Annotated in this window: 18 protein-coding genes and 1 tRNA gene; 12 read left to right on the plus strand and 7 right to left on the minus strand. The window is 68.0% G+C overall.

Features of this window, described 5'->3' with window-relative positions:
* Nucleotides 1–13 precede the first annotated feature (13 nt).
* Nucleotides 14–1,459, minus strand: coding sequence for a bifunctional class I SAM-dependent methyltransferase/glycosyltransferase family 2 protein (locus ACWPN7_RS34420; protein WP_247874758.1), 1,446 nt, complete (start codon nt 1,457–1,459; stop codon nt 14–16).
* 522 nt (nt 1,460–1,981) lie between these two features.
* Between ACWPN7_RS34420 and ACWPN7_RS34425 the strand changes: the two genes are divergently transcribed.
* Nucleotides 1,982–2,794, plus strand: a complete 813-nt coding sequence (locus ACWPN7_RS34425; protein ID WP_459197905.1) for an amino acid kinase family protein — start codon at nt 1,982–1,984, stop codon at nt 2,792–2,794.
* Nucleotides 2,795–2,807: 13 nt separating this feature from the next.
* Nucleotides 2,808–3,680 carry an amino acid kinase family protein gene (locus tag ACWPN7_RS34430; protein ID WP_459197904.1) on the plus strand — a complete coding sequence of 291 codons (873 nt, stop codon included), beginning with the start codon at nt 2,808–2,810 and terminating at the stop codon, nt 3,678–3,680.
* An 81-nt stretch (nt 3,681–3,761) separates the two neighbouring features.
* Here the strand turns inward: ACWPN7_RS34430 and ACWPN7_RS34435 are convergent, their stop codons facing one another.
* The 4 genes from ACWPN7_RS34435 to ACWPN7_RS34450 all read right to left on the minus strand — a co-directional run bounded on the left by ACWPN7_RS34435 (nt 3,762) and on the right by ACWPN7_RS34450 (nt 7,447).
* The gene (locus ACWPN7_RS34435; RefSeq protein ID WP_459197903.1) at nt 3,762–4,052 is read right to left on the minus strand and encodes a hypothetical protein; all 291 of its coding nucleotides are present in this window, start codon (nt 4,050–4,052) and stop codon (nt 3,762–3,764) included.
* 289 nt (nt 4,053–4,341) lie between these two features.
* Nucleotides 4,342–5,550, minus strand: a complete 1,209-nt coding sequence (locus tag ACWPN7_RS34440) for a glycosyltransferase family 4 protein (RefSeq protein WP_459197902.1) — start codon at nt 5,548–5,550, stop codon at nt 4,342–4,344.
* Between the two features lie 63 nt (nt 5,551–5,613).
* A complete protein-coding gene (locus ACWPN7_RS34445) occupies nt 5,614–6,306 on the minus strand; it encodes a TVP38/TMEM64 family protein (protein WP_201042772.1) in 693 nt (230 codons plus the stop codon).
* Between the two features lie 562 nt (nt 6,307–6,868).
* On the minus strand, nt 6,869–7,447 hold the full coding sequence (locus ACWPN7_RS34450) for an NUDIX hydrolase (protein ID WP_040138503.1): 579 nt from the start codon (nt 7,445–7,447) through the stop codon (nt 6,869–6,871).
* A gap of 439 nt (nt 7,448–7,886) precedes the next feature.
* Between ACWPN7_RS34450 and ACWPN7_RS34455 the strand changes: the two genes are divergently transcribed.
* The 9 genes from ACWPN7_RS34455 (at nt 7,887) to pgmG (ending at nt 17,244) form a co-directional block, all read left to right on the plus strand.
* Nucleotides 7,887–8,510 carry a tripartite tricarboxylate transporter TctB family protein gene (locus ACWPN7_RS34455; protein WP_201042773.1) on the plus strand — a complete coding sequence of 208 codons (624 nt, stop codon included), beginning with the start codon at nt 7,887–7,889 and terminating at the stop codon, nt 8,508–8,510.
* On the plus strand, nt 8,510–10,012 hold the full coding sequence (locus tag ACWPN7_RS34460) for a tripartite tricarboxylate transporter permease (RefSeq protein WP_459197901.1): 1,503 nt from the start codon (nt 8,510–8,512) through the stop codon (nt 10,010–10,012). The genes ACWPN7_RS34455 and ACWPN7_RS34460 overlap by 1 nt, the downstream gene beginning before the upstream one ends.
* 79 nt (nt 10,013–10,091) lie before the next feature.
* The gene (locus ACWPN7_RS34465) at nt 10,092–10,760 is read left to right on the plus strand and encodes a 4-carboxy-4-hydroxy-2-oxoadipate aldolase/oxaloacetate decarboxylase (RefSeq protein ID WP_349621766.1); all 669 of its coding nucleotides are present in this window, start codon (nt 10,092–10,094) and stop codon (nt 10,758–10,760) included.
* 476 nt (nt 10,761–11,236) lie between these two features.
* A tRNA-Gly gene (locus tag ACWPN7_RS34470) sits at nt 11,237–11,311 on the plus strand.
* A gap of 193 nt (nt 11,312–11,504) precedes the next feature.
* Nucleotides 11,505–12,557: a UDP-N-acetylglucosamine 4,6-dehydratase (inverting) gene (pseB, locus tag ACWPN7_RS34475; RefSeq protein WP_081863510.1), complete on the plus strand. Its 1,053-nt coding sequence runs from the start codon at nt 11,505–11,507 to the stop codon at nt 12,555–12,557.
* A complete protein-coding gene (gene pseC, locus ACWPN7_RS34480; RefSeq protein ID WP_459197900.1) occupies nt 12,557–13,804 on the plus strand; it encodes a UDP-4-amino-4,6-dideoxy-N-acetyl-beta-L-altrosamine transaminase in 1,248 nt (415 codons plus the stop codon). The genes pseB and pseC overlap by 1 nt, the downstream gene beginning before the upstream one ends.
* A 101-nt stretch (nt 13,805–13,905) precedes the next feature.
* Nucleotides 13,906–14,202 (plus strand): hypothetical protein, encoded by a 297-nt coding sequence (locus ACWPN7_RS34485; RefSeq protein WP_040138507.1) that lies wholly within the window; start codon nt 13,906–13,908, stop codon nt 14,200–14,202.
* A gap of 254 nt (nt 14,203–14,456) precedes the next feature.
* Complete coding sequence (locus ACWPN7_RS34490) at nt 14,457–15,782, plus strand: UDP-glucose dehydrogenase family protein (RefSeq protein WP_040138508.1); 1,326 nt, start codon at nt 14,457–14,459, stop codon at nt 15,780–15,782.
* 58 nt (nt 15,783–15,840) lie between these two features.
* Entirely contained in the window at nt 15,841–17,244 is a 1,404-nt protein-coding gene (gene pgmG, locus ACWPN7_RS34495) for a phosphoglucomutase/phosphomannomutase PgmG (protein ID WP_040138509.1), read from the plus strand.
* A gap of 155 nt (nt 17,245–17,399) precedes the next feature.
* Here pgmG and ACWPN7_RS34500 read toward each other — a convergent pair whose 3' ends face one another.
* Nucleotides 17,400–18,299, minus strand: a complete 900-nt coding sequence (locus ACWPN7_RS34500; RefSeq protein WP_103041208.1) for a ParB/RepB/Spo0J family partition protein — start codon at nt 18,297–18,299, stop codon at nt 17,400–17,402.
* Nucleotides 18,289–19,296: an AAA family ATPase gene (locus ACWPN7_RS34505; RefSeq protein WP_040138557.1), complete on the minus strand. Its 1,008-nt coding sequence runs from the start codon at nt 19,294–19,296 to the stop codon at nt 18,289–18,291. Before ACWPN7_RS34505 ends, ACWPN7_RS34500 begins: the two co-directional genes overlap by 11 nt.
* A gap of 217 nt (nt 19,297–19,513) precedes the next feature.
* Here ACWPN7_RS34505 and ACWPN7_RS34510 point away from each other — a divergent pair.
* On the plus strand, nt 19,514–22,743 hold a 3,230-nt coding region (locus ACWPN7_RS34510), incomplete at its 3' end, for a carbohydrate-binding domain-containing protein (protein ID WP_492273770.1).

Here is a 22,743-nt window from a genome sequence, read left to right on the forward strand (position 1 = left end):
CTGCCCGGCCCGCTCAGAACGCCTTCAGCTTCTTCCAGGCGAACAGCACCATGCGGAGCAGCAGCCAGCCATGGCTGAAGCGGCTGATCTGGGTTTCGCCGTAGCTGCGGTCGGCGTAGCGGATCGGCACCTCGACGATCTCCAGATTCAGCTTGGACGCGCCGAAGATCAGGTCGAAGTCGCCGAACGGGTCGAAGTCCCCGAAATAGTGGCGGTTGGCGACGATCTGGTCGTAGTCGCGCTTCCACAGCACCTTCGTTCCGCACAGCGTGTCGGTGAAGCGCGTGTTCAGCAGGAAGGAGAAGATGCGGGCGAAGGCGCGGTTGGCGATCCAGTTCAGGAAGCGCATCGCCTGGTCGGCCATCGGGTAGACCAGCCGCGTGCCGTTGATGAACTCGCCCTGGCCGGACGCGATGGCGCGGTAGAACTTCGGCAGCGACTCCGGCGGGACGGTCAGGTCGGCGTCGAGGATCATCAGGATGTCGCCGCGCGCCGCGGCGAATCCGGTGCGCACCGCGTCGCCCTTGCCCTTGCCGGGCTGCTTCATGACCTTGATGTCCCAGTCCGGATAGGCGGCCTGGACGCGCAGGCATTCCTCGTAGGTGTTGTCCTTGCTGTTGCCCTCGACGTAGATGACCTCCAGGTCCGGGCAGAAGCGCGGCAGGCGGCGGACGGCGTTCTCGATGTTGCCGCGCTCGTTCCGGCAGGGGACCAGCACCGTGCAGGAGGGCTGTTTCGCCGGAGCCTGGGCGGCCGGGCGCGCCACCACGTAGTTGCGCAGGCACAGCTTCCGGATGCCGGGCAGCGGGGCGACGCTGCGGTTGATCAGTGTGCCGAGGCCGAACAGCCGCCGCGGCACGAGCTGGCGCCATTCCCGCTTCACCGGCTGCCAGCCGGCCAGAGTCAGCAGCCCGGCGATGTCGGTGCTCGACAGCCAGTTGAGCTGGCCCTGGGGCATCTTCAGCCCGAGCGTCTCGGCAAGGCCCAGCACCGGTTCCCACAGGCGGGAGTGATAGCTGACGATGATGCGCGTCCGCGGCGTGGCGAAGCGGTGCAGGTGCCGCAGCGTCTCCTCGATGTCGTCCAGGAAGCCGACGGTGTCCGACAGCAGGATCACGTCGAAGCGGCCGTCGATCCGCGCCAGATCCGCCGGGTCCTCGGCGTTGCCGGTGTGGAACTCCAGCCCCGGATGGCGTTGCCGCGCCTGTTCGATCATCGCCGGGCTGATGTCGATCCCGGCCCCGCGCGACGGCTGCAGGAAGGCCAGCGTGTCGCCCGTGCCGCAGCCGATCTCCAGAACCGAAGCGTTTTCCGGAATGAGGAAGCGCAGATAGGCGCGGTCGGCCTCGTGGAAGGCGCGGTTGCGCTCGACCCAGCGGTCGCGTTCCGCGGCCAGACGGTCGAACAGCGTCCGCACGCTCTCCTGGCGGGGCGTCAGGGGCTGCTCATCGCCGGCCATGGCTTTCTCAAAAGCATCAACGGTCATCGATACGGTCCGCACCAGCGTTTCTGGAAGCGTTTTGGCTTCCGCAAGACGAGGCAAGCCAAGCCGGCCGCCGATCCGGCGGCGGGCCGGTGCCCGACGTTTGGCCCGGAGGGCAGGAATGGAAGCGGTTAGTACCACAAGACGGTGGGAACGCTAAGTCTTCGTCTGAGTCTCCATGGGTGCGGCCGGGAAAGGTCCCCGCCGCCGCCCCTCCCGCACGGCGGGCACCGCCATGGCGGGCGGCGGCGGGGGGCAAAGGGCCGCGGGATGGCGCGGCGTTGCACCAGACACTTTATAACGCTATGAAACAAAACGATAATTTTGGGTTTTTCCAATTGACACGCGAGCGGAAGGATGTAGTCTTTCCCTCAACCATCGACATAAACACCGTCATAGGACTCGTTCTGTGTGGGAGTTGGGCGGCAGGAACACCATCCTGGATCGTGCTGCTTCCCGGTGCCTTTGCCTTGACGAACCGAAAGGGAACAGCCCCTCATGACCAGCACGACAGCGGAGCTTGAAGCGCTCCTCATGCAGCGGTCGCTGACCGATGCGCAGCTTCTGGCGGCGGCGGACGCGGCGGCGGACTTCCGCATCCTGCCCAATGCGACGGTGCTCAAGATCGGCGGGCAAAGCGTCATCGACCGCGGCCGCGCCGCCGTCTACCCGCTGGTCGACGAGATCGTCGCCGCCCGCAAGGAGCACAAGCTGCTGATCGGGACCGGCGCCGGCACCCGCGCCCGCCACATCTATTCGATCGCGGCGGGGCTGAACCTGCCGGCGGGCCTGCTCTCGCAGCTCGGCGGCTCGGTCGCCGACCAGAACGCCGCGATGCTCGGCCAGCTCCTCGCCAAGCACGGCATCTCCGCGGTGGATGGCGCCGGTCTGTCGTCGGTACCGTTGTTCCTGGCCGAAGTGAACGCCGTCGTCTTCAGCGGCATGCCGCCCTACAAGCTGTGGATGCGCCCCGCCGCCGAGGGCGTCATTCCGCCCTACCGCACCGACGCCGGCTGCTTCCTGGTGGCCGAGCAGTTCGGCTGCCGGGCGATGATCTACGTGAAGGACGAGAACGGGCTCTACACCGAGAACCCGAAGACCTCCAGGAACGCCACCTTCATCCCGAAGATCTCGGTGGACGAGATGAAGGCGAAGGGGCTGCAGGACTCGATCCTGGAATTCCCGGTGCTCGACCTGCTGAAGAACGCCCGCCATGTGCGCGAGGTGCAGGTCGTCAACGGCCTCGTTCCCGGCAACCTGACCCGCGCGCTCGCCGGCGAGCATGTCGGCACCATCATCACCGCGTGCTGAAGGACCACATCCCATGTCTGACACCCAGCACAAGAAGCATGCCAACAGCATCAAGCATGTGGCCTCGCCGCTCGCCCGCCAGACCCTGCTCGACGGCAGCCTGACCGCCCCGGTCGCCGGCGTCCGCCCGATCCGCCTGTTGCCCTGGCTCCAGGTTGTGAAGATCGGCGGGCGGTCGATCATGGACCGCGGCCACGAGGCGATCCTGCCGATCGTCGAGGAGATCCGGAGCGTCCTGCCGGAGCATCGGCTGCTGATCCTGACCGGGGCCGGCATCCGCGCCCGCCATCTCTACAGCGTCGGGCTGGACCTCGGCCTTCCGGTCGGCTCGCTCGCCCCGCTCGCCGCGACGGAGGCCGGGCAGAACGGCCACATCCTGGCCGCACTGCTGTCGCCGGACGGCGTGTCCTACGTCGAGCACGGCACCATCGCAAACCAGCTGGCGGTCCATCTGTCGGCCGCCCGCGCGGTGGTGGGCAGCGCCTTCCCGCCCTATCACCACCACGAGTTCCCCGGCTCGCGCATTCCGCAGCACCGGGCCGACACCGGCGCCTTCCTGCTGGCCGACGCGCTGGGCGCCGCCGGGCTGACCATCGTGGAGGACGTGGACGGGATCTGCACCGTCGACCCGAACGGTCCCGAGGCCGGCACGGCGGAGCTGCTGCGCGAGACCACCGCCGCCGAGCTGGCCAAGCGGGGCGGCACGCTGCCGCTGGACGGCGCGCTGCTGGAGGTGATGGCGAACGCCCGTCACCTGGAGCGCGTGCAGGTCGTCAACGGGCTGGTTCCGGGCCGCCTGACCGCCGCGCTGCGCGGCGAGCATGTCGGCACCATCATCCATACTGGCATCCGCACCGGCATCCGCACCGGCGCCCGACCGCTCTGAGCGGGTTCGGTCCGGCAGGAACGGCGAAGGCGTCCGGTGACGGCACCGGACGCCTTCGCGTATGGAAACGCGGTCAGAAACTCAGTTGCTTGCCACCGGCTTGCGGACGGACTTCTGGGCGTCGACCTTCACCACGGCCTTCACGGCGGGCGGCGCCATGTCCTCCGAGGATGCCTGCTGAAGCCGGCCCTGCGGGCTCGCCTTCGACGGGAAGGCCACGGGCAGCAGCATCGCGGCGAAGACGGCGACGGCGATCAGAGTCTTCACGGCTTCCCAGGCGAAACTGCCGCGGCGCGGGGTGTTGGAAACGTCGTCCGCCTCCAGGGCGGTCGCCGAGGCAGCCGGCATCGGCTGGACTGCGGTCATGGACATGGCAGGCACTCGTGTTCGGGTTCGCCGGATTGGTACCCACACCATCGCAAGGGTCATGCCATGCCCTACGCCCCGAACCGGCCATTCCCAGACCTTCGTTTGGAAATTATCTCAAAATCAAAACAATGCCGGGAGTCCGTCTCACCACCGTCTCCGCTGCGGGCGGGGCGCTTCGCAGGCGCAAAAAGCCCTTTTTGGCCCGCGCACCCGGCAAAATCCTCCCCCTGGGCGGCGGCTTCTGCCCAGTTGGCGGGAAAATATTGCCGCGCGGAGTGTGGGCTTTCCCGCCTCAGGCCATCGCACGGATCAGCGCGATCTGGCGTTCCAGGCAATGGGACAGGTCGAAACGCTCCACCGCCGTCTCCCGCGCGGCGCGGGCCAGCGGAGCGAAGGAGTCCGGCTCCTCCAGCACCGCGATGGTCTTGGCGGCGATGTCCTCGGGAGAGAAGAAATCGGCCAGCAGCCCGTTCTCGCCGTGCCGGATGACTTCCCGAACCGGGGCGGTGTCGGAGCCGATCACCACGCAGCCGAGCGCCATGGACTCCACCATCGACCAGGACAGGACGAAGGGATAGGTCAGGTAGACGTGCGCCCGCGACAGTCGCAGGACCGACAGATACTGGTCGTAGGGAAGGTGCCCCAGGAAATGGACGCGCGCCGGGTCCAGCGGCACCTCGGCCAGCATGGTTTCCCGCCAGCTCTTTCCACCGCCGGGGGGCGCCGAGCCGTAGCTGACCTCGTCGCCGCCGGCGATCAGCACATGGGCCTTGGGCCGCGCCTCCAGGATGCGCGGCAGGGCGCGCATGAAGCTGGGGAAACCGCGGTAGGGTTCCAGGTTGCGCACGGCGTAGGTCAGCACCTCGTCCTGGCGCGTCAGCACCGTGCCGTCGGCCAGGGTGACGCGGATGCCCGGGTCGGGAAGGAGCTGCGCGGTGTCCACCCCGTCGTGGATGACCTCGATCCTGGAATGGAACGGCGCCGGGTGGGAGTCGCGCTGCCACTCGGTCGGGGCGATGCCGCGGTCGCAGGCCTCCAGGGCGAGCAGCAGTGGCGTGCTGCGCATCCGCAGCCGCAGCACCGTGTCGATGTTGACCGGAACCGACGGATCGAAGCCGACGTCCAGCCCCTGGGCGCGGTAGAAGAACTCGCAGTAGTTCAGGTAGGGGGTGTTGGGGAAGACGTCCTTGACGAACAGCGTCTCGCCCCAGCCCGGATGGCCGACGATGACGTCGGGCCGGAATCCCTCCTCGCGCAGGCCCATCAGCAGCCGGGCCACGGCCTGTCCGTGCAGCACCGCGTTCTCGGTGGACACCAGATAGGGGTGCGCGTTCTCCCGCGCCTTGCGGCTGGGCTGGTAGGAGAGGCGGCGGACGTTCGGAATCTCGCGGTCGGTGCGCTTGGTGATGAAGACGACGCGGTTCGCCGGATCGGCGGCCAGACGGGCGGCCAGATGCTTGTACTGGCCCGGCATGTTCTGGTGGATGAAGACGATGTTCATGATGACTCCACAAGGACCGCTGGCCGGACCGCCTTGATCAAACTTAGCCGTCAGGCTTGGGCGTCAGGCGCGCCCGGCGCCGAACTTCTCGCGCAGCTTCGGCCCGACCTTCGGCAGCAGAACCGACAGGATCAGCAGGCTGAGCCCGATGACGGTCGGCGCGATCCAGTCCGGCTTGCCGGCCAGAGCATGGTCGCCGGCGGCGCCGAACTGCACGAAGGCGACGGTCATCGGCAACTGCCCGACCAGCGACCCGAAGGCGTAGGCGCCGAGCCGCACCCGCGTCAGGCCGAGCGCGTAGTTCACCCCGCTGTGCGGCAGAACGGGAACCAGACGCAGCATGGCGACGGCGCGCCAGCCGCCATTCTCCAGCCGGCGCAGGGCCTCGCCCCAGCGCGCTCCATCCAGGGCCGGCACCAGCCCGTTGCAGACGTAGCGGGTCAGCAGGAAGCCGGTGGAGGCGCCGACCACACTGCCCGCCGCCGCCAGAACCCCGCCCCACCAGACACCGAAGACCAGCCCGGCGACCATCGCCATGACGGAGCGCGGGAAGAACAGCAGGCTGGCCAGGATGTGGAGGAGGAGGAACAGCAACGGTGCCGCGGGGTGGTGGCGCAGGACGTCCTGCAGCGCATCCATTCCGAAGGTCCCGTGCCACGCCCACCAGGCCCCGGCGCCGCCGAGCAGGAACAGGGCGAGCAGCCCCCGCCCCAAATTGCGGAGGGTGGACAGGGACAGCGGGCGGCGCTCGGCCATGGTGCGGGCCTTCTGCTCTTGGAACTGGGGTTCTTGGAAACAGGTTCCGATGGTTCGGCTTGCATATCACGGGCGTTGCCGCGCCGCGAGCGACGATCGCGCGACCGTCGGCCCCCCTTGGTCGAACGGAGTCAAGAGAAAGGCCGCAGCCAGGACGGCGCGGCCTTCAAGTCTAGGGAGGAAACGCCCAAAGGGCATCCAGGAAGCAATATATGCTGCAACGCAGCAAAAGTCAAGCCTCCGCTGTATACTCTCCATCGAAAATATTCCACCCCTTGCCGGCCCCCGCCCTTCCCTCTCGGGTCGCAGAGTCCGGAAAAGAAAAGGCTGCAGCCGGTGAGGCGCAGCCTAGTTTTGGGAGGGAGGAAACCAAGAGAACTTGGTGAAGTCATTTATGGGCCGATTTGATTAACGGTGCGTAAACAGCGCATGTATTCCGAAGACATACTCATTTTTTGACAAAGATCAGAAAGGCCAAGCTTCCGCTTGCTCGGGGAGACGACGGCTTGCTGCACAGCGGCCGGTGAAGCCATGTCTGTGAAGCCACGTCGGTGAAGTCATGTCACGGCTGCCGGTGGCTGAGCGCTGTCCGGATGTCGTTCTGCCACACCATGCTGACCAGGGCGACCTGGGTGAGCAGGGCGATCTCGCCGTGTCCGATGGCGCCCAGAAGCTCTTCCCGCGTCATGAACAGGATCTCCGTCTCCTCCAGATCGTCGGATAGGGGATCGGCCACCCGCCGGCAGCCGGTGGCGTGGAACATATGGGACACGGCCCCGCCCTGGTTGGCGTTGACCGTGTAGCCGCCCAGCGCCGTCCAGCGGTCCGAAGCGAAGCCGGTCTCCTCCAGAAGCTCGCGCCGGGCGGCCTCGAGAGGGTCCTCGCCCGGCGACAGATGGCCGCCGGGGAAGGTCAGGTTCACCCGCCGCGGACCGTGCCGGTACTGGCGGTAGACGATGGCGCGTCCGTCCTCCGTCTCGGCGAAGATGCAGGCGAAGGACGGCATGTCGAACTGATAGTAGTCCCGGACGATCCGCCCGTCCGGCAGTTCCACCGTTTCGACATGGACCTTCAGGAACGGTTCCCCATCGAGCAGCTCCCGGCGTTCGAGCACGGTCCACGGGCGCAGGCGGCGCGTCATCCTTCGGTCTCCCTGGCGGCGGCGCAGCATGGGTAACGGCCCGTCGCCACCGGAGCAACGGCGCAATCGGAGCGGGGCGGGCTGAGCGTATCCATGGGAGCGGGGGCATGGGCGAAGGCGGCTATACCCGCACACCCTGGCTTGCGCATGGTCGCGATGGGCGTGCGTCCGGAGGCGTCGGTCAATCTTTCAGGGTCTTATTTGTTAATAAAGCAAGCATAGGTGATATTTTTTCCGGAAAGCTGCCTCCAAAAAAGGGTTTCATCGGCGCTCTTGCTCTCCATGGTGATGTTGATAGGATATAAAAACAACGCAGAATAACGATTGTGTCGCAAATTTTATCCTTATGCTTGTGGAGGCCGGTCGCGGTCGGAAGCCTTCTTTCCCCCGTCTCCCAGAAGCCGCCCATCGAAAGACGCCCATCGAAAGCCGGAAACCCATGCCGAGCCTGCCCCTCTCCGATCTTCGTCGGGCCACGTCCGTGGCCGCCCCAACCCGCGGCCCGTCCGCGGCATCACGAAGCGCCCCGCACGGCGTTCCCGAAGGCGCGCCCGGCGCCGCCGCCGCATCCGGCGAACGGGCGCCGACGCGGATTCGGGTGCGGGCGCCGCAGGATCTGGCCTCCGGCCTGCTGATCGCGGCCTTCGGTCTGAGCGCCCTGTGGATGGGGCGCGACTGGCCGACCGGCACGCTCGCCTCTGTGCAATCCGGCTTCTTCCCGCGGATGATCGGGACGCTAATGGTCCTGGCCGGCGCCGTGGTGGCCGGGCGAAGCCTGCTGGTCCACGGCCCCGCCCTGCCGTCCTGGAACTGGCGTCCGCTGGCCGGGGTGACGGCGGCGGTGTTGGCCTTCGCCGGGACGGTGGAAACGCTCGGGCTGGTGCCGGCGGTGCTGATCCTGGTCGCGCTGGGCAATCTGGCCGGCCAGCCGCTGCGTCCGGGGCCGCTGGCCTTGCTGGGCGGCGTCCTGGCGGCGGGCTGCGTCGCGCTGTTCGTCTGGGGGCTGGGCCTGCCCCTGCAAGTGTGGCCCCTCCAAGTGTGGCCTCTGTGGGTGTCGCCGTGATGGATCTGATCGCCAATCTTCTGCTCGGCCTGTCGGTCTCGCTGTCCCCGGACAATCTGCTGCTCTGCTTCGGTGGGGCGCTGATCGGCACGCTGATCGGCGTCCTGCCCGGTCTGGGGCCGACCGCGACGGTGGCGATGCTGCTGCCGCTGACCTTCTACCTGCCGCCGGTCGGCGCGCTCATCATGCTGGCGGGCATCTTCTACGGCTCGCAGTATGGCGGGTCGGCGACGGCGATCCTGGTGAACCTGCCGGGCGAGTCCTCTTCGGTGGTCACCTGTCTGGACGGCCACGCCATGGCGCGGCAGGGCCGGGCCGGGGTGGCGCTCGCCACGGCGGCGCTCGCCTCGCTGTTCGCCGGCATCGCCACCACCTTCCTGATCGCCGTGGCCGGTCCGCCGTTGGCCGGTGTGGCGCTCGCCTTCGGGCCGGCGGAGTATGTGTCGCTGATGCTGCTGGGCCTGATCGGGGCGGTGACCCTGGCCCACGGGTCGGTCGTGAAGGCCATCGCGATGATCCTGCTGGGCCTGCTGCTGAGCATGGTCGGCACCGACGTCAATTCCGGCGACACGCGCTTCACCTTCGGCCTGCCGCAGCTCTATGACGGCATCGACTTCGTGCCGCTCGCCATGGGGCTGTTCGGGCTGGCCGAGATCATCATCAGCCTGGAGCAGACCGGCGGCGTCGGGCGGACAACCGCCCCCATCGCCAGCCTGTGGCCGAAGCGCGAGGACGTCCGCCAAGCCTGGCCGGCGACGGTGCGCGGCACGGTGATGGGGGCGCTTCTCGGCATCCTGCCCGGCGGCGGGGCCACGCTGGGCTCCTTCGCCGCCTATTCGCTGGAGAAGAAGGTGTCCCGCCACCCGGAGCGCTTCGGCCAGGGCGCCATCGAGGGGGTGGCCGCACCGGAGGCCGCCAACAACGCCGCCTCGCAGGCCTGCTTCATCCCGATGCTCAGCCTGGGCATCCCGCCCAACGCCATCATGGCCTTGATGATCGGCGCCATGACCATCCACGGCATCACGCCGGGGCCGCAGGTCATGGTCAAGCAGCCGGAGCTGTTCTGGGGCATGATCGCCAGCATGCTGATCGGCAACGTGATCCTGGTGATCCTGAACTTGCCGATGATCGGGCTGTGGGTGCGGCTGCTGCGGGTGCCCTACGGCTATCTGTTCCCGGCCATCCTGGTCTTCTGCTGCATCGGCACCTACACGCTGAACAACAGCGCCTTCAACGTCCTGCTGATGGCCCTGTTCGGCGTCCTGGGCTACGTCCTGCGCAAGCTGGACTGCGAGCCGGCGCCCCTGATGCTGGGATTCGTGCTGGGCCCCCTGTTGGAGGAGAATCTGGGCCGCGCCCTGCTGCTGTCGGGCGGCGACCCCACCGTCTTCGCCACCCGCCCGATCAGCGGCGGCCTGCTGGCCGTCGCCGCCCTTCTGCTGTTCGTGATGGTGATGCCGGCGGTGCGCCGCCGCCGCGACGAAGCCTTCCAGGACGAGTGATTCCCAAACCTTCCTTTCTCCCCGCCCGCCTTCCCATCGGGGGGCGGGCGGCCATCACGCTGTGAAAGGTGCCTGTGCGATGACCGTCGTCAAAGAGTTCCCCCGCCCCGCCGCCGATCTGGTCGCCGCCTTCCGCGGCCAGTCCCCGGCCACGCTGCACGAAGCGATGGGCAAGAAGGGCGCGATGTCCTTTCCGATCAAGCCGCTCTACCAAGGCATGACGCTGTTCGGCACCGCGGTGACCGTGTCCGGCGGCCCCACAGACAATCTGATGATCCACGCCGCCATGGCGCTGACCCGTCCGGGCGACGTGCTGGTGGTCGATTTCAAGGGCATGACCGAGGCCGGCCCCTGGGGCGACGTGCTGACCGAGGCGGCCATCCAGCGCGGCGTGGCCGGGCTGGTGATCGACGGCTGCGTGCGCGACGCCGCGGCCATCCGCAACATGGGCTTTCCGGTCTTTTGCCGGGGGACCAGCATGAAGGGCACCACCAAGACCCAGCCCACGGGCGACGTGAACACCCCCATCGTCTGCGGCGGCGTGATGGTCATGCCGGGCGACATCGTGGTCGGCGACGACGACGGGGTGGTCGTGGTGCCCCAGGCCGAGGCCGCCGCCACGCTCGCCAAGGCGGCGGAGCGCGAGCGGATGGAGGAGGGCCTGCGCGAACAGCTCCGCGCCGGACGGACGACGGTGGAGGCGCTGAAGCTGGAACCCTGTCTGGAGGCCGGCGGCATCGCCCTGTAAGCGCGCTGTCGCAAGCGCGCCATCACAAAAAAAAGCGGGTGGGAAAAGCGGGCGGGCCGAAAAGCCCGCCTGATCATTGCCTACGGTGGTATTACCGGGCCTACGGTGGTATTACCGGTCTTCGGCAAGAGAAGGGCGATGGGCAAAAAAAAGCCGCGTCCGGACACGAGGTCGGCGCGGCAGACTAATGCTCTTGGAGCATCATGATGTTTTTGGTTTCCTCCCCAGACCTCAAGGCCTTTGTTTTGTGAAGGGAAATTTCCACAGTCGGTGCAGGGAAGTCAACAGCATTGAGCGGATTATAACTTTAAGCCTAATGTTCTCTTTCGATGCATCGGAATGGCCGAAGGGGAGCCGCCGTGAACGGCATCGTGGAAAAGAAGGCCGCCCTGAAAAAATCGGAGCGGACGCCGAACAGAGGGCTTGCTTTCCGCCGATCGGGTGCGGTATCTCCCTGCCTCCTTCGTTGGAGCGGCGCGGGCGTAGCTCAGGGGTAGAGCACAACCTTGCCAAGGTTGGGGTCGAGGGTTCGAATCCCTTCGCCCGCTCCAGTATCGCGAAGGCCTCTTCCAGACATCGCAGCGCAGGAAGCATCGGGGCCAAGGCCCGTAACGGTGCCGCCGGGCCGTTTCCGCGCGCGGAGCCCGCGGATTCCTTGCCGGAATGTTAACCCACTGCTAGGGGTCTCAGGCTAAGCTCGGCCGAACGGCTTAGAAGAACCACGAAGCGCGGGCACCCCCGACCATGCAGCAGCCTGACCGTCCGAACACATCGCCGAGCGAGGCCCTGCATCCCGGCTTCAATATGCTGAAGGGCCGGTCGATCCTGGTGACGGGGGGAAGCGGGTCCTTCGGCAAACGCTTCGTGGAGACGGTGCTCCGCCACGCCAGCCCGCGCCGGGTCATCGTCTTCTCCCGCGACGAGTTCAAGCAGTACGAGATGCAGCAGCAGCTCGGCCCCGAATGGGCCTCCACGCTGCGCTTCTTCATCGGCGACGTGCGCGACCGCGAGCGGCTGGAGCTGGCCATGCGCGAGGTGGACGTGTGCGTGCACGCCGCTGCGCTGAAGCATGTGCCGGCCGCCGAATACAACCCCATGGAATGCATCCACACCAACGTCTACGGGGCGGAAAACGTGGTGCGGGCGGCGCTGAACACCGGCGTGCAGCGGGTGATCGCGCTGTCCACCGACAAGGCGGCCAACCCGGTCAACCTCTACGGCGCCAGCAAGCTGGCCTCGGACAAGATCTTCATCGCCGCCAACAACCTGTCCGGCTCGCTCGGCACGCGTTTCTCGGTGGTGCGCTACGGCAACGTGGTGGGGTCCCGCGGGTCGGTGATCCCCCTGTTCCGCCGGATGATCGCGGAAGGGGTGGACGCCCTGCCGGTCACCGACGAGCGGATGACCCGCTTCTGGATCACGCTTCAGCATGGGGTGGACTTCGTCGTGTCCTGCATCGCCATGATGCAGGGCGGGGAGATCTTCGTGCCCAAGATTCCCAGCATGCGCATCACCGATTTGGCCCGCGCCATGGCGCCCCACCTGCCGCACAAGCCGGTCGGCATCCGCCCCGGCGAGAAGCTGCACGAGGTGATGATCACCGAGGACGATTCCCGCCAGACCTTCGAGCTGCCGGACCGTTTCGTCATCGAGCCGGCCTTCGCCTTCTGGACGCACGAGCCCTACCGGCGGCTGGGCGCCAAGCCGGTGACCGACGGTTTCCGCTACGCGAGCGACACCAACACCGACTGGCTGGACGGCGCGCGGCTGATGCGGCTGCTCACGGAAGCGCCGTGATGGACGAACCGGCGCCCCGGCCGCCGCTGCCCTTCCTGCCCTATGGGCGCCAGGACATCGACCAGAGCGACATCGACGCGGTGACCGCCGTCCTGCGCGGCGATTGGCTGACCCAGGGGCCGGCGGTGGAGGCCTTCGAGCGGGCGCTGGGCGAGCGCACCGGGGCGGCCCACGCGGTGTCCTGCGCCAACGGCACCGCCGCCCTGCATCTGGCCGCGCTCGCGCTGGGGCTCGGTCCCGGCGACGCGGTGGTGGTGCCCGCCGTCACCTTCCTCGCCACCGCCAACGCCGCCCGTTATGTCGGGGCGGAGGTCGCCTTCGCCGACGTCGATCCCGACACCGGCTTGATGGGGCCGGAGCAGGCGGTTGCGGCGATGGAGCGGGCCGGGCGGGCCGGCTGGCGGGTGCGCGCCCTGGCGCCCGTGCATTTCGCCGGGCAGACCGCGGACATGGCCGGGCTCGGCGCGCTCGCCGTTCGCCATGGGCTGGCGGTGATTGAGGATGCCTGTCACGCCATCGGCAGTGTGGACATGACGCCGGACGGGCGTGCCCTGCCGGTCGGTTCCGGCGCCTTCGGCACGCTGACCGCCTTCTCCTTCCACCCGGTGAAGACCGTCGCGGCGGGCGAGGGTGGCGCCGTGGCCACCAACGACGCGGATCTCGCCGCCCGCCTGCGCCGCTTCCGCAACCACGGCATGGAGCGGGACCCGGCGGGATTCGAGGACCATGAGGGCGCTTTTGCCGCGGATGGGGCTGCCAACCCCTGGTACTACGAGATGGCGGAGCCGGGCTTCAACTACCGCCTGACCGACATCCAGTCGGCGCTCGCCCTCAGCCAGCTTGCGCGGCTGGACGCCTTCGCGGAGCGGCGGCGCCGTCTGATGGACCTCTATGCGGAGCGGCTGGCCCCGCTCGCTCCGCTGGTCCGGCCCGCGGCCCGCGTTTCCTGGTGCCGCCCGGCCTGGCACCTGTGCGCCGTCCGCATCGACTTCGCCGCCGCCGGGCGGACGCGGGCGCAGGTCATGGCCGATCTGCGGGCGCGGGGCATCGGCACCCAGGTCCATTACATCCCCGTCCACCGCCAGCCCTACTGGCGCAAGCGCTACGGCGTCCTCGCCCTGCCCGGCGCCGACGCCCATTACGCCCAAACCCTGTCGCTTCCCCTGTTCCCGGCAATGGCGGAGGCCGATGTGGACCGGGTCGCCGCGGCCCTGGCCGGGGCGCTGGGCCTGCCCGCCCCGGCGTGACAACCCTGCGTCGCCGCTGGGCGGCGCCACCGCTGGACAGTTTTCTCCCTTCCAAAAATGCGCTATGCCAAGCGTCATCTGGAATGCTTCGGAGCAGGGTCATGGCCGAGGGTACTGTGGACTATTACGCGATGGTCGAAGAGGCTTGGCAACTGAGCGACACCGCGCGAGACTATGTGAAGAACGCGGGGCGCGAGGTTGACAATGCGGAGTTGTGGGAGAAGGTCTTCGCCTCCTCGTCCCTGATCGACTTGGAGCGCACCCGCGCCGAGGGCGGTCAGCCGCTGCAGAAGATCTTCTTCAAGAACCCCTACGGCCTGCAGTACCGAGCCGACCACAAGGACTGGATACCGTTCCGTCACGGTGCCCTGGATCCCGCCTATCTCCAGGCGATCTGAGGCGTCTGGAGTTTCCAGGCGGTTCTGCGGGGGCGCGCCCCACGAAACAGGACGGCGCGTCCGCCTCCGGCGAAACGGATCGGAATCGGTTTCCGGCCTTGAACGAAGGCACGCGGTCCACGCGACAGCCTGCCGCAGGGTGGTGTTTTCATCACGGCTGTCCTGATAAGGCAAGGCAACCATGGAAGGCAGGCACCGGTCGGCTCCATGCCGAAACGGGCGGTCTTAATGGACGTTGACAACAAGGGTTCCTCATGCGCATCGCAATGATCGGTACGGGCTATGTCGGGCTGGTGTCCGGCGCCTGCTTTTCGGAATTCGGCGTCCACGTCACCTGCGTCGACAAGGACGCCGGCAAGATCGAGCGCCTGAAGCGCGGCGAAATTCCGATCTACGAGCCGGGCCTGGATGAACTGGTCGCGCGCAACGTTGCCGCCGGGCGCCTCTCCTTCACGCTCGACCTGAAGGAAGCCATGGCTGGCGTGGACGCCGTGTTCATCGCGGTGGGCACCCCGACCCGGCGCGGCGACGGCCACGCCGATCTCTCCTACGTCTACGCCGCCGCCGAGGAGGTCGCCGCCAACCTCGACCACTACACGGTGGTGGTGAACAAGTCGACCGTGCCGGTCGGAACGGGCCGCGAGGTCCAGGCGATCATCCGCCGCGCCAACCCCGACGCCGATTTCGACGTGGCGAGCAACCCGGAGTTCCTGCGCGAGGGCTCGGCCATCGGCGACTTCATGCGCCCCGACCGTGTGGTGATCGGCACCAGCTCGGAGCGCGCCGCCGAGGTGATGCGCCGCCTCTACCGCCCGCTCTACCTGATCGAGACGCCGATCGTCCTGACCTCGCTCGAGACGGCGGAACTGACTAAGTACGCCGCCAACACCTTCCTGGCCGCCAAGATCACCTTCATCAACGAGATCGCCGACCTGTGCGAGAAGGTGGGCGCCAACGTCCACGACGTGGCCCGCGGCATCGGGCTGGATGGACGCATCGGCAAGAAGTTCCTGCACCCCGGTCCGGGCTACGGCGGCTCCTGCTTCCCCAAGGACACGCTGGCCCTGGTGCGCACCGCCCAGCAGGTCGGCAGCCCGCTGCGCATCATCGAGACGGTGGTCGACATCAACGACAAGCGCAAGAAGCAGATGGCCGAGCGCATCGTCGCCGCCTGTGGCGGGTCGGTGGCCGGCAAGACCATCGGCGTTCTGGGCGTCACCTTCAAGCCCAACACCGACGACATGCGCGACGCCCCGTCGCTGGACATCATTCCGGCGCTCCAGGCCGCCGGTGCCACCGTGCGCGCCTTCGACCCCGCCGGCATGCACGAGGCCGAGAAGCTGCTGCCCGGCGTGGTCTGGACCCAGGACGCCTACGGCGCGCTGGAGGGGGCCGACTGCCTCACCATCCTGACGGAATGGAACGAGTTCCGCGCGCTGGATTTGAAGCGGATCAAGACCCTGCTGACGCAGCCGGTCATGGTGGACCTGCGCAACATCTACAATCCCGAGGACATGGCCGCCGCCGGCTTCGTCTACAGCTCCATCGGGCGGCCCGCAATGCCGTCCCAGAACGTCTGAAGCGATCCGGTACAGAGCAATCCGGCACAAGTCCGGTACAAGGAGGCCAGTCGAGACCATGAGCGAAGCCCACACCTTCCACCCGACCGTGCTGCGCGAGTACGACATCCGCGGCATCGTCGGCAGCACCCTGACCGCGGCGGACGCCCGCGCGGTCGGACGGGCCTTCGGCACCGTGGTCGCCCGTGGCGGCGGGAAGACCGTGTGCGTCGGCTACGACGGCCGGCTCTCCTCGCCGGAGCTGGAAGCCGCCCTGGTGGATGGGCTGGTCGCCTGCGGCCTGCATGTGCTGCGCATCGGGCTCGGCCCCACCCCGATGCTGTATTTCGCCACCCGCGACCGCGAGGCGGCAGCCGGCATCATGATCACCGGCTCCCACAACCCGCCGGACTACAACGGCATCAAGATGATGCTGGGCAAGGGGCCGGTCTACGGCCAGCAGATCCTCGACATCGGCATCATCGCGTCGAAGGCCGACTACGTCTCCGGCGAGGGCTCGTCGGAGCAGGTCGACGTCAAGGACGCCTACGTGGAGCGTCTGCTGCGCGACTATGACGGCACCCGCGACCTGACCGTCGCCTGGGACGCCGGCAACGGTGCCTCCGGCGAGATCCTCCGCCGCCTGACCGCGAAGCTGCCGGGCAAGCACATCCTGCTGTTCGACGAGATCGACGGCAACTTCCCCAACCACCATCCGGACCCGACGGTCGAGAAGAACCTCGTCGACCTGAAGAAGGCGGTGGCGGAGAACGGCTGCGACATCGGCATCGGCTTCGACGGCGACGGCGACCGCATCGGCGCCATCGACCATCGGGGCCGCGTGGTGTGGGGCGACCAGCTCGTGGCGATCTACGCCGCCGACGTGCTGAAGAGCCACCCCGGCGCGACGATCATCGCTGACGTGAAGGCCAGCCAGACGCTGTTCGACGAGATTGCCCGGCTCGGCGGCACCCCGCTGATGTGGAAGACCGGCCATTCGTTGCTGAAGGCGAAGATGGCGGAACTCGGCTCTCCGCTGGCCGGCGAGATGTCGGGTCACATCTTCTTCGCCGACAAGTGGTACGGCTTCGACGACGCGCTGTACTGCGCGGTGCGGCTGATCGGGCTGGTCAGCAAGCTGAACCAGCCGCTGTCGGATCTCCGCGACCGCCTGCCGCCGGTGGTGAACACGCCGGAGACCCGCTTCCAGGTGAGCGAGGAGCGCAAGTTCCAGGTCGTCCAGGAGGTCAAGGGCCGGCTGAAGAATGAGGGCGCCGACGTCAACGACATCGACGGCGTGCGCGTGAAGACGGCGGACGGCTGGTGGCTGCTGCGCGCTTCCAACACCCAGGACGTGCTGGTGGCCCGTGCGGAGTCCGGCACGCCCGAAGGGCTGGAGCGGTTGAAGGGCATGGTCGTGGCCCAACTGGAAGCCTCCGGCCTCCAGGCCCCCTCCTTCGAGGACGGCGGCAGCGCCCACTGATCGGACGGGCTCACTGATCGGACGGAATGAAAAGGCCCTTCCCTGCGGATGCGGGGAAGGGCCTTTTCTTTGCCTGGGGTCCGAAAAGAAGCCGGTGAGAATTCTCACCGCTTCGCACCGGGAAAGCCACCGGTGAGAATTCTCACCGATGCCGATCAGCCGTTCTCACTGTCTCCATTCTCACCGGCTCCATTCTCACCGTTCAGGATCGCGTCGATGGAACGGCGCAGGTCGCGCAGCACCTCGCGGTCCACATCCTCCAGCCGCTTCGGCTTCTCCTGGAAAGCGTGCAGGGCCTCCCGGGTGCGCAGGATGTTGCGGGAGACGCGCAGGCTGAAGGCGCTCAGAACCGCTTCCGGTTCGTCCCGCGTGCCCGTTGCGGCAGCGCCGGGCGCGCGGGGTTCCGGCAGGGGCTGGTCGTTGGTCAGGCTGTCCAGAAGGCGCATCTGCGCGTCCGCGTCGTCGAGCGCGGCGATCTGGTAAAGCTTGTAGCGGGCAATCTTCTTCTCGGCCCCCTCATAGTGTTCCCGCACCGCCGGGGCGATCCTGGTCAGCCCGAGGGTCCGGGTGATCTCGGCCTTGTCGCGCCCCATGATCTGGCCGAGATCGGCGTGGGAATAGCCGTGCTTCTCCACCAGGGCCACGAAGGCGTCAGCCTCTTCGAAGGGCGTCAGGTCGGCGCGCAGGACGTTCTCCACGACCGCCACCTCGGCGGTGTCGATGCCGTCCGGCACCAGGATGCAGGGGACCGTCTGCTGGCCGAGCGCGCGGACCGCCCGCAGGCGCCGCTCCCCGAAGACGAGCTGGAAGCGGCTCGGCCCCAGCTCACGGACGCCGATCGGCTGCTGCAGGCCGTATTTGCGGATGGAGTCCGTCAGGGCGGCCAGCTCCGCCTCGTCGAAGCGGCGGCGCGGCTGATCGGGGTTGGCCTCGATCCAGTCCACGTCGGGGTAGACGAGCCGCACCCCCTGTTCCGGCTCCGCGAAGACGGCGAGCGCGCCGCGGCTCATGGCGTTCAGCCGGGCGAGGTTCCCGGTTCCGAGCTTACGCGACATTGGCCACCTCCACGCGCTTGCGCCGCTCCACGACGATGGCGTCGGCGAGCGCCCGGTAGGAGGACGCCCCCGGCGCGTCCGGCACCGCCTCCAAGGCGGCGCGTCCGGCAAGGGCGGCGTCGCCGTAGATGGTCGCCCGCGGCACCGGCGGGAAGATGCGCAGCGTGCCACCCAGCGCGCTGTGGAGCTGCTCCAGGGTCACCTGATGCTGGTTCAGCCGGGCGTTGTGCATGGTCGGCAGGATGCCCAGGACGGCGAGGCTGGGGTGGCAGCGCCGCTTCAGCTTGTTGATCGTCTTCAGCAGATGGTTCACGCCGATGGAGGACAGATACTCGGTCTGGCAGGGGATGACGATGAGATCCGACGCCACCAGCCCGTTGGCGGTGCATTGGCCCAGGTTCGGCGGGCAGTCGATGAAGATGAAGTCGTAGGCCGACCGCGCGTCCTGAAGCCGCTCCCGCAGGGCCATGGGGCCGCTGGGGTCGGCGGTCAGCTCCACCTCGACCGACGCCAGCTCGATGCTCGACGGGGCGATTTCCAGCCCGATGTCGCCGACCGGAACCACGATGTCCTCGACGGCGACTTCCTCGCGCAGCACGTGGGCGAGCGACTTGCGCCGGCCCTCCTCATACTCGATCAGGTCGATGCCGAGATGCGCCGTGGCGTTGGCCTGCGGGTCGGCGTCGATGATGAGCACGCGGTAGCCCTCGCGCGCCAGGATGCTGGCGGTGTTGACCGTGCAGGTGGTCTTGCCGACCCCGCCCTTCTGATTGGCGAGGCAGATGACCAGCGCCGGCCCATGCTTGCCGTCCACCACCGCCGTCTCCTTCAGCAGGAAACGGACGACCGCGTCGGGGATCTTCTCGCTGTTGCTTTCCCAGCGGGAGATCTTGGACCGGTCGTAACGCCGCTCCAGCCGCTCGTTCAGCCAAGCCGCGAAATCCGGCTGTGAAAGTTTGCGCTCCTCGCGCAGGAGCCTCATGTCTTCGCCACGCACGTCAACCTCCACAGCGAATGCGCTTGCCGTGTTCAACCGATACGACGGAGCCCCGAATCGGTCAAGGTTGACGGTCGCCCCCGTTGCATCAACAGCCGGCATCAACAGGGCCGGCATCAACAGGGAAGGCGTGTTCCGGCCGGCGGGGGCGTTGTCACACATCCTATCGATAGTGGTATGCCACTTTTGAGTGCTTCCTTAGCCTCCAGGGTCCGGCATGTCCACGTCCTCGCAACGAACCATCGACATCCCGATCGTCGTGAACGCCTGGGGGGCTGCGGCGGGCGGGACGGCACCGCATTTCCGGCTGCTGGTCGACGGCGTGATGATCGGCGAGGCGTGGGTCGGCGCAACCTCCAGCACGCCCTACACCTTCACCGCCACGGTCGATCCGGACCAGGCGCACCGGATCTCCATCTGGTACGACAACGACGGGATGGTGAACGGGGTGGACCGCAACCTGTTCGTCGGTTCCATCGTCGTGGACGGGCAGGAGATCGCTTCCACCGACCCGCGCGTCACCTACGACAAGGGGGCGGTGGACGGGAAGGATGTGGTCGCCGGCCAAGTGGGGCTCTATTGGGGCGGCCTGCTGTCTTTCGGTCTGGGGGAGGAGATGTTCGGCGGTCCGCTGGTCCGCCCCCCGCCGAAGCCGGAGGAGGTCATCACCCGGCCCATCCCCATCACCGTCGAGGCGGCGCGCGGCGCCTCCGTCACGGGGCCGGTGCGCTTCCAGGTCCTGGTGGACGGCAAGCTGGCCGGGGAGGCCGAAGCCACCTCCACCACCGCCGAACGCTTCACCTTTTCCATCACCATCGACCCGTCCATCACCCACACGGTGCAGATCCTGCCCGTCGGCGGGGCGCAGGCCGGCGATCTGGCGCTCGGCGCCGTGACGGTGAACGGCAAGCCTTTCGCCGCTCCCGCGCCGGCCGGGGATGGGTCCGCCACCCTGGCGGTCGCCGCTCCGGTCTTCCAGGGCACCGCGTCGGAAGCCGCGGCCCCGCAGGGCGACGCCTTCTACGTGGCGAAGAACGGGAACAATTCCTGGTCCGGCCGGCTGGCCGAGCCGAACGCCGACGGGACCGACGGCCCCTTCGCCAGCCTGGAGCGCGCTCAGGCGGCCATGCGCGCCAGCACCATCAAGACCACCTACGTCCGCGAGGGCGCCTACAACCTGACGAACGCGCTCGGGCTCGGCGCTGCGGACAGCGGCGTCCGCATCCTGGGCTATCCGGGCGAACAGGCGGTCCTCAGCGGCGGCGAACGGGTCACCGGCTTCACCTACGAAGGCAACGGCGTCTGGTCGGCGCCCCTGTCCGCGGCACCGGGGCTGGACGTCACCGTCAACGGCGTGCGCTACCGGCTGGCTTCCAAGGCGGCCTACGACCCGCAGGACCCAACCTCCGGCTGGCTCATCGCCGAGGCGAGCGCCTCTGGGGCCAGCAAGAGCGCGCTGCGCTACCGCGTTGGCGACGTCACCGCCGCCGATCTGGTGCCGGGCAGCCGGGTCCAGGTCTTCGACACGGAACGGCTCCAGGACGCGATCCTGACGGTCGCCGGCATCGACACGGCGACGCGCACCCTGACCTTCACCGCCGATGCGCCCTTCACCATACGCGACGGCTCCACCTTCAAGCTGCTGGGCAACAGCGCCCACGTCGATCAGGTGGGGGAGTTCGCCTACCGCGCGTCGGACGGGCGGCTGGTCATCAAGGCGGACGAGGGCTTCGACGGGACCGGGGTGGAGGTCGCCCGGCTCGGCACGCTGCTGCGGCTGAACGGCGCCAACGGGGTGACGATCCAGGGGCTGACCTTCATCAACACGACGACGGACGGCAATGCACTCGATGTCGTCGGCGGCGACCTGAACACCATCGCCGGCAACAGCTTCGTGAATGTCGGGACGGGGATCCGCCTGACCCAGGGGTCGGACCGCAATCTGGTCAGCGGCAACTATCTGGACCATCTGGGCATCAACGGCATCGCCATGAGCGGCCAGTCGATCGGCAACACGATCACCGGCAACCGCATCCAGCACATCGGCGAGGTGCGCAAGTACGCCGGCGGCATCATGGCGTCAGGGGTCGGCGACACGGTGATCTCCCACAACGACATCGACCACAGCTCGCGCTATGGCATCTCGGTCAAGAACTGGGACAGCGCGACCATCAGCCTGAACAACGCCATTCTCTACAACCGCATCCGCAACACGGGATTGGAGACGGCGGATTCCGGCGGCATCGAGCTGCTCGGCCGGTCGAACCTGCACACCGGCACGCGGATCGAGGGGAACTGGATCGAGCACACCGGCGGCATCGCCACCACCAGCACCGGCCAGTGGCTGCTCAATTACAAAGGATACGGCATCTATCTGGACGACCTGACCAGCGGCGTGACCGTGCAGGGCAACTTCCTGCGCGACACGTCCTGGGCCGCCGTCATGATCCATGGCGGCTACGACAACCTCGTCACCAACAACGTCAGCGTGCTCGGGGCCAACGGCGAGAGCTTCATCCGCATCGAATGGGTGCCCCTGGCCGGTGCGGCGGGCATCCCGGCGAACAACACGGTCACCGGCAACCTCGTGTCGGGCGCGGTGCCGCTCGGCGGCTACGTGACGATCCTGTCGGCGGGGCAGAACGCCATCGACAGCAACTTCCTGCATCAGGTCGGTGGGTACGGGGCGGGCGACCGGATCGGCGACCCGCTGTTCGCCGACGCCTACAACCACGACTACAGCCTGTTGCCGCTGTCCCCGGCGCTCGTCGCCGGAATCCAGGATCTCGCCTGGCTGCTGATGGGCATCACCCCCCCCGGCGGGCCGGTTCCCCCGCAGGAGGGCGGCGGAAGCACCCCCTTGCCCCCCTCCGTTCCCCAGACCAACGAGCCGCCCGTTCCGGCGCCCTTGCCCGATACGCCATCCGACACGCCCCCAGCCGCCCAGCCGCCCCACGTTCTCTTCACCCGGTACGTGGACGGGGTGCAGCAGACGGTGCCGGCCTATGCCTACGAAGGGCCGGTTTCCAACCTGGAATGGACCTTTCTGGGCGACGCCCGCGACGAGGTCGTCGGGGGCTCGGATGGCAACGACTTCATCAACCTGATGGGCGGCAACGACGCGGCGTTCGGTGGAGCGGGCGACGACGTGCTGGACGGCGGCTCGGGCTCCAACTGGCTGGTCGGTGGAACCGGCAAAGACACCTTCTTCGTCGATGGCCGCGGGGGCGAGCCCACCTGGTCCACCGTCACCGATCTGGAACGGGGCGAGTGGGCGATCATCTGGGGCTTCAGGGAAGGCGTCTCCAAGCTCAAGTGGGAAGCGATGAGCGGCGCCGAAGGGTCCAAAGGCGCCACGATCCACTGCGATCTCGACGCCAACGGCACCATCGACGCCAGCATGACCTTCACCGGCCGGTCGGTCGGAGAGCTGACCGTGGCCGCCGG

It is taken from the genome of Azospirillum sp. UENF 312511 (genome assembly GCF_058780635.1).

Excerpts from the sequence above, each read along its gene's own strand:
- ACWPN7_RS34430 (WP_459197904.1), top strand. The coding sequence starts at position 2,808 with ATGTCTGACACCCAGCACAAGAAGCATGCCAACAGCATCAAGCATGTG.
- pseC (WP_459197900.1), top strand. The coding sequence starts at position 12,557 with ATGGACGAACCGGCGCCCCGGCCGCCGCTGCCCTTCCTGCCCTATGGG.
- ACWPN7_RS34485 (WP_040138507.1), top strand. The coding sequence starts at position 13,906 with ATGGCCGAGGGTACTGTGGACTATTACGCGATGGTCGAAGAGGCTTGG.
- ACWPN7_RS34445 (WP_201042772.1), bottom strand. The coding sequence starts at position 6,306 with ATGGCCGAGCGCCGCCCGCTGTCCCTGTCCACCCTCCGCAATTTGGGG.
- ACWPN7_RS34490 (WP_040138508.1), top strand. The coding sequence starts at position 14,457 with ATGCGCATCGCAATGATCGGTACGGGCTATGTCGGGCTGGTGTCCGGC.
- ACWPN7_RS34420 (WP_247874758.1), bottom strand. The coding sequence starts at position 1,459 with ATGGCCGGCGATGAGCAGCCCCTGACGCCCCGCCAGGAGAGCGTGCGG.
- ACWPN7_RS34460 (WP_459197901.1), top strand. The coding sequence starts at position 8,510 with ATGGATCTGATCGCCAATCTTCTGCTCGGCCTGTCGGTCTCGCTGTCC.
- ACWPN7_RS34440 (WP_459197902.1), bottom strand. The coding sequence starts at position 5,550 with ATGAACATCGTCTTCATCCACCAGAACATGCCGGGCCAGTACAAGCAT.
- pgmG (WP_040138509.1), top strand. The coding sequence starts at position 15,841 with ATGAGCGAAGCCCACACCTTCCACCCGACCGTGCTGCGCGAGTACGAC.
- ACWPN7_RS34500 (WP_103041208.1), bottom strand. The coding sequence starts at position 18,299 with ATGTCGCGTAAGCTCGGAACCGGGAACCTCGCCCGGCTGAACGCCATG.
- ACWPN7_RS34435 (WP_459197903.1), bottom strand. The coding sequence starts at position 4,052 with ATGTCCATGACCGCAGTCCAGCCGATGCCGGCTGCCTCGGCGACCGCC.
- ACWPN7_RS34465 (WP_349621766.1), top strand. The coding sequence starts at position 10,092 with ATGACCGTCGTCAAAGAGTTCCCCCGCCCCGCCGCCGATCTGGTCGCC.
- ACWPN7_RS34450 (WP_040138503.1), bottom strand. The coding sequence starts at position 7,447 with ATGACGCGCCGCCTGCGCCCGTGGACCGTGCTCGAACGCCGGGAGCTG.
- ACWPN7_RS34455 (WP_201042773.1), top strand. The coding sequence starts at position 7,887 with ATGCCGAGCCTGCCCCTCTCCGATCTTCGTCGGGCCACGTCCGTGGCC.
- pseB (WP_081863510.1), top strand. The coding sequence starts at position 11,505 with ATGCAGCAGCCTGACCGTCCGAACACATCGCCGAGCGAGGCCCTGCAT.
- ACWPN7_RS34425 (WP_459197905.1), top strand. The coding sequence starts at position 1,982 with ATGACCAGCACGACAGCGGAGCTTGAAGCGCTCCTCATGCAGCGGTCG.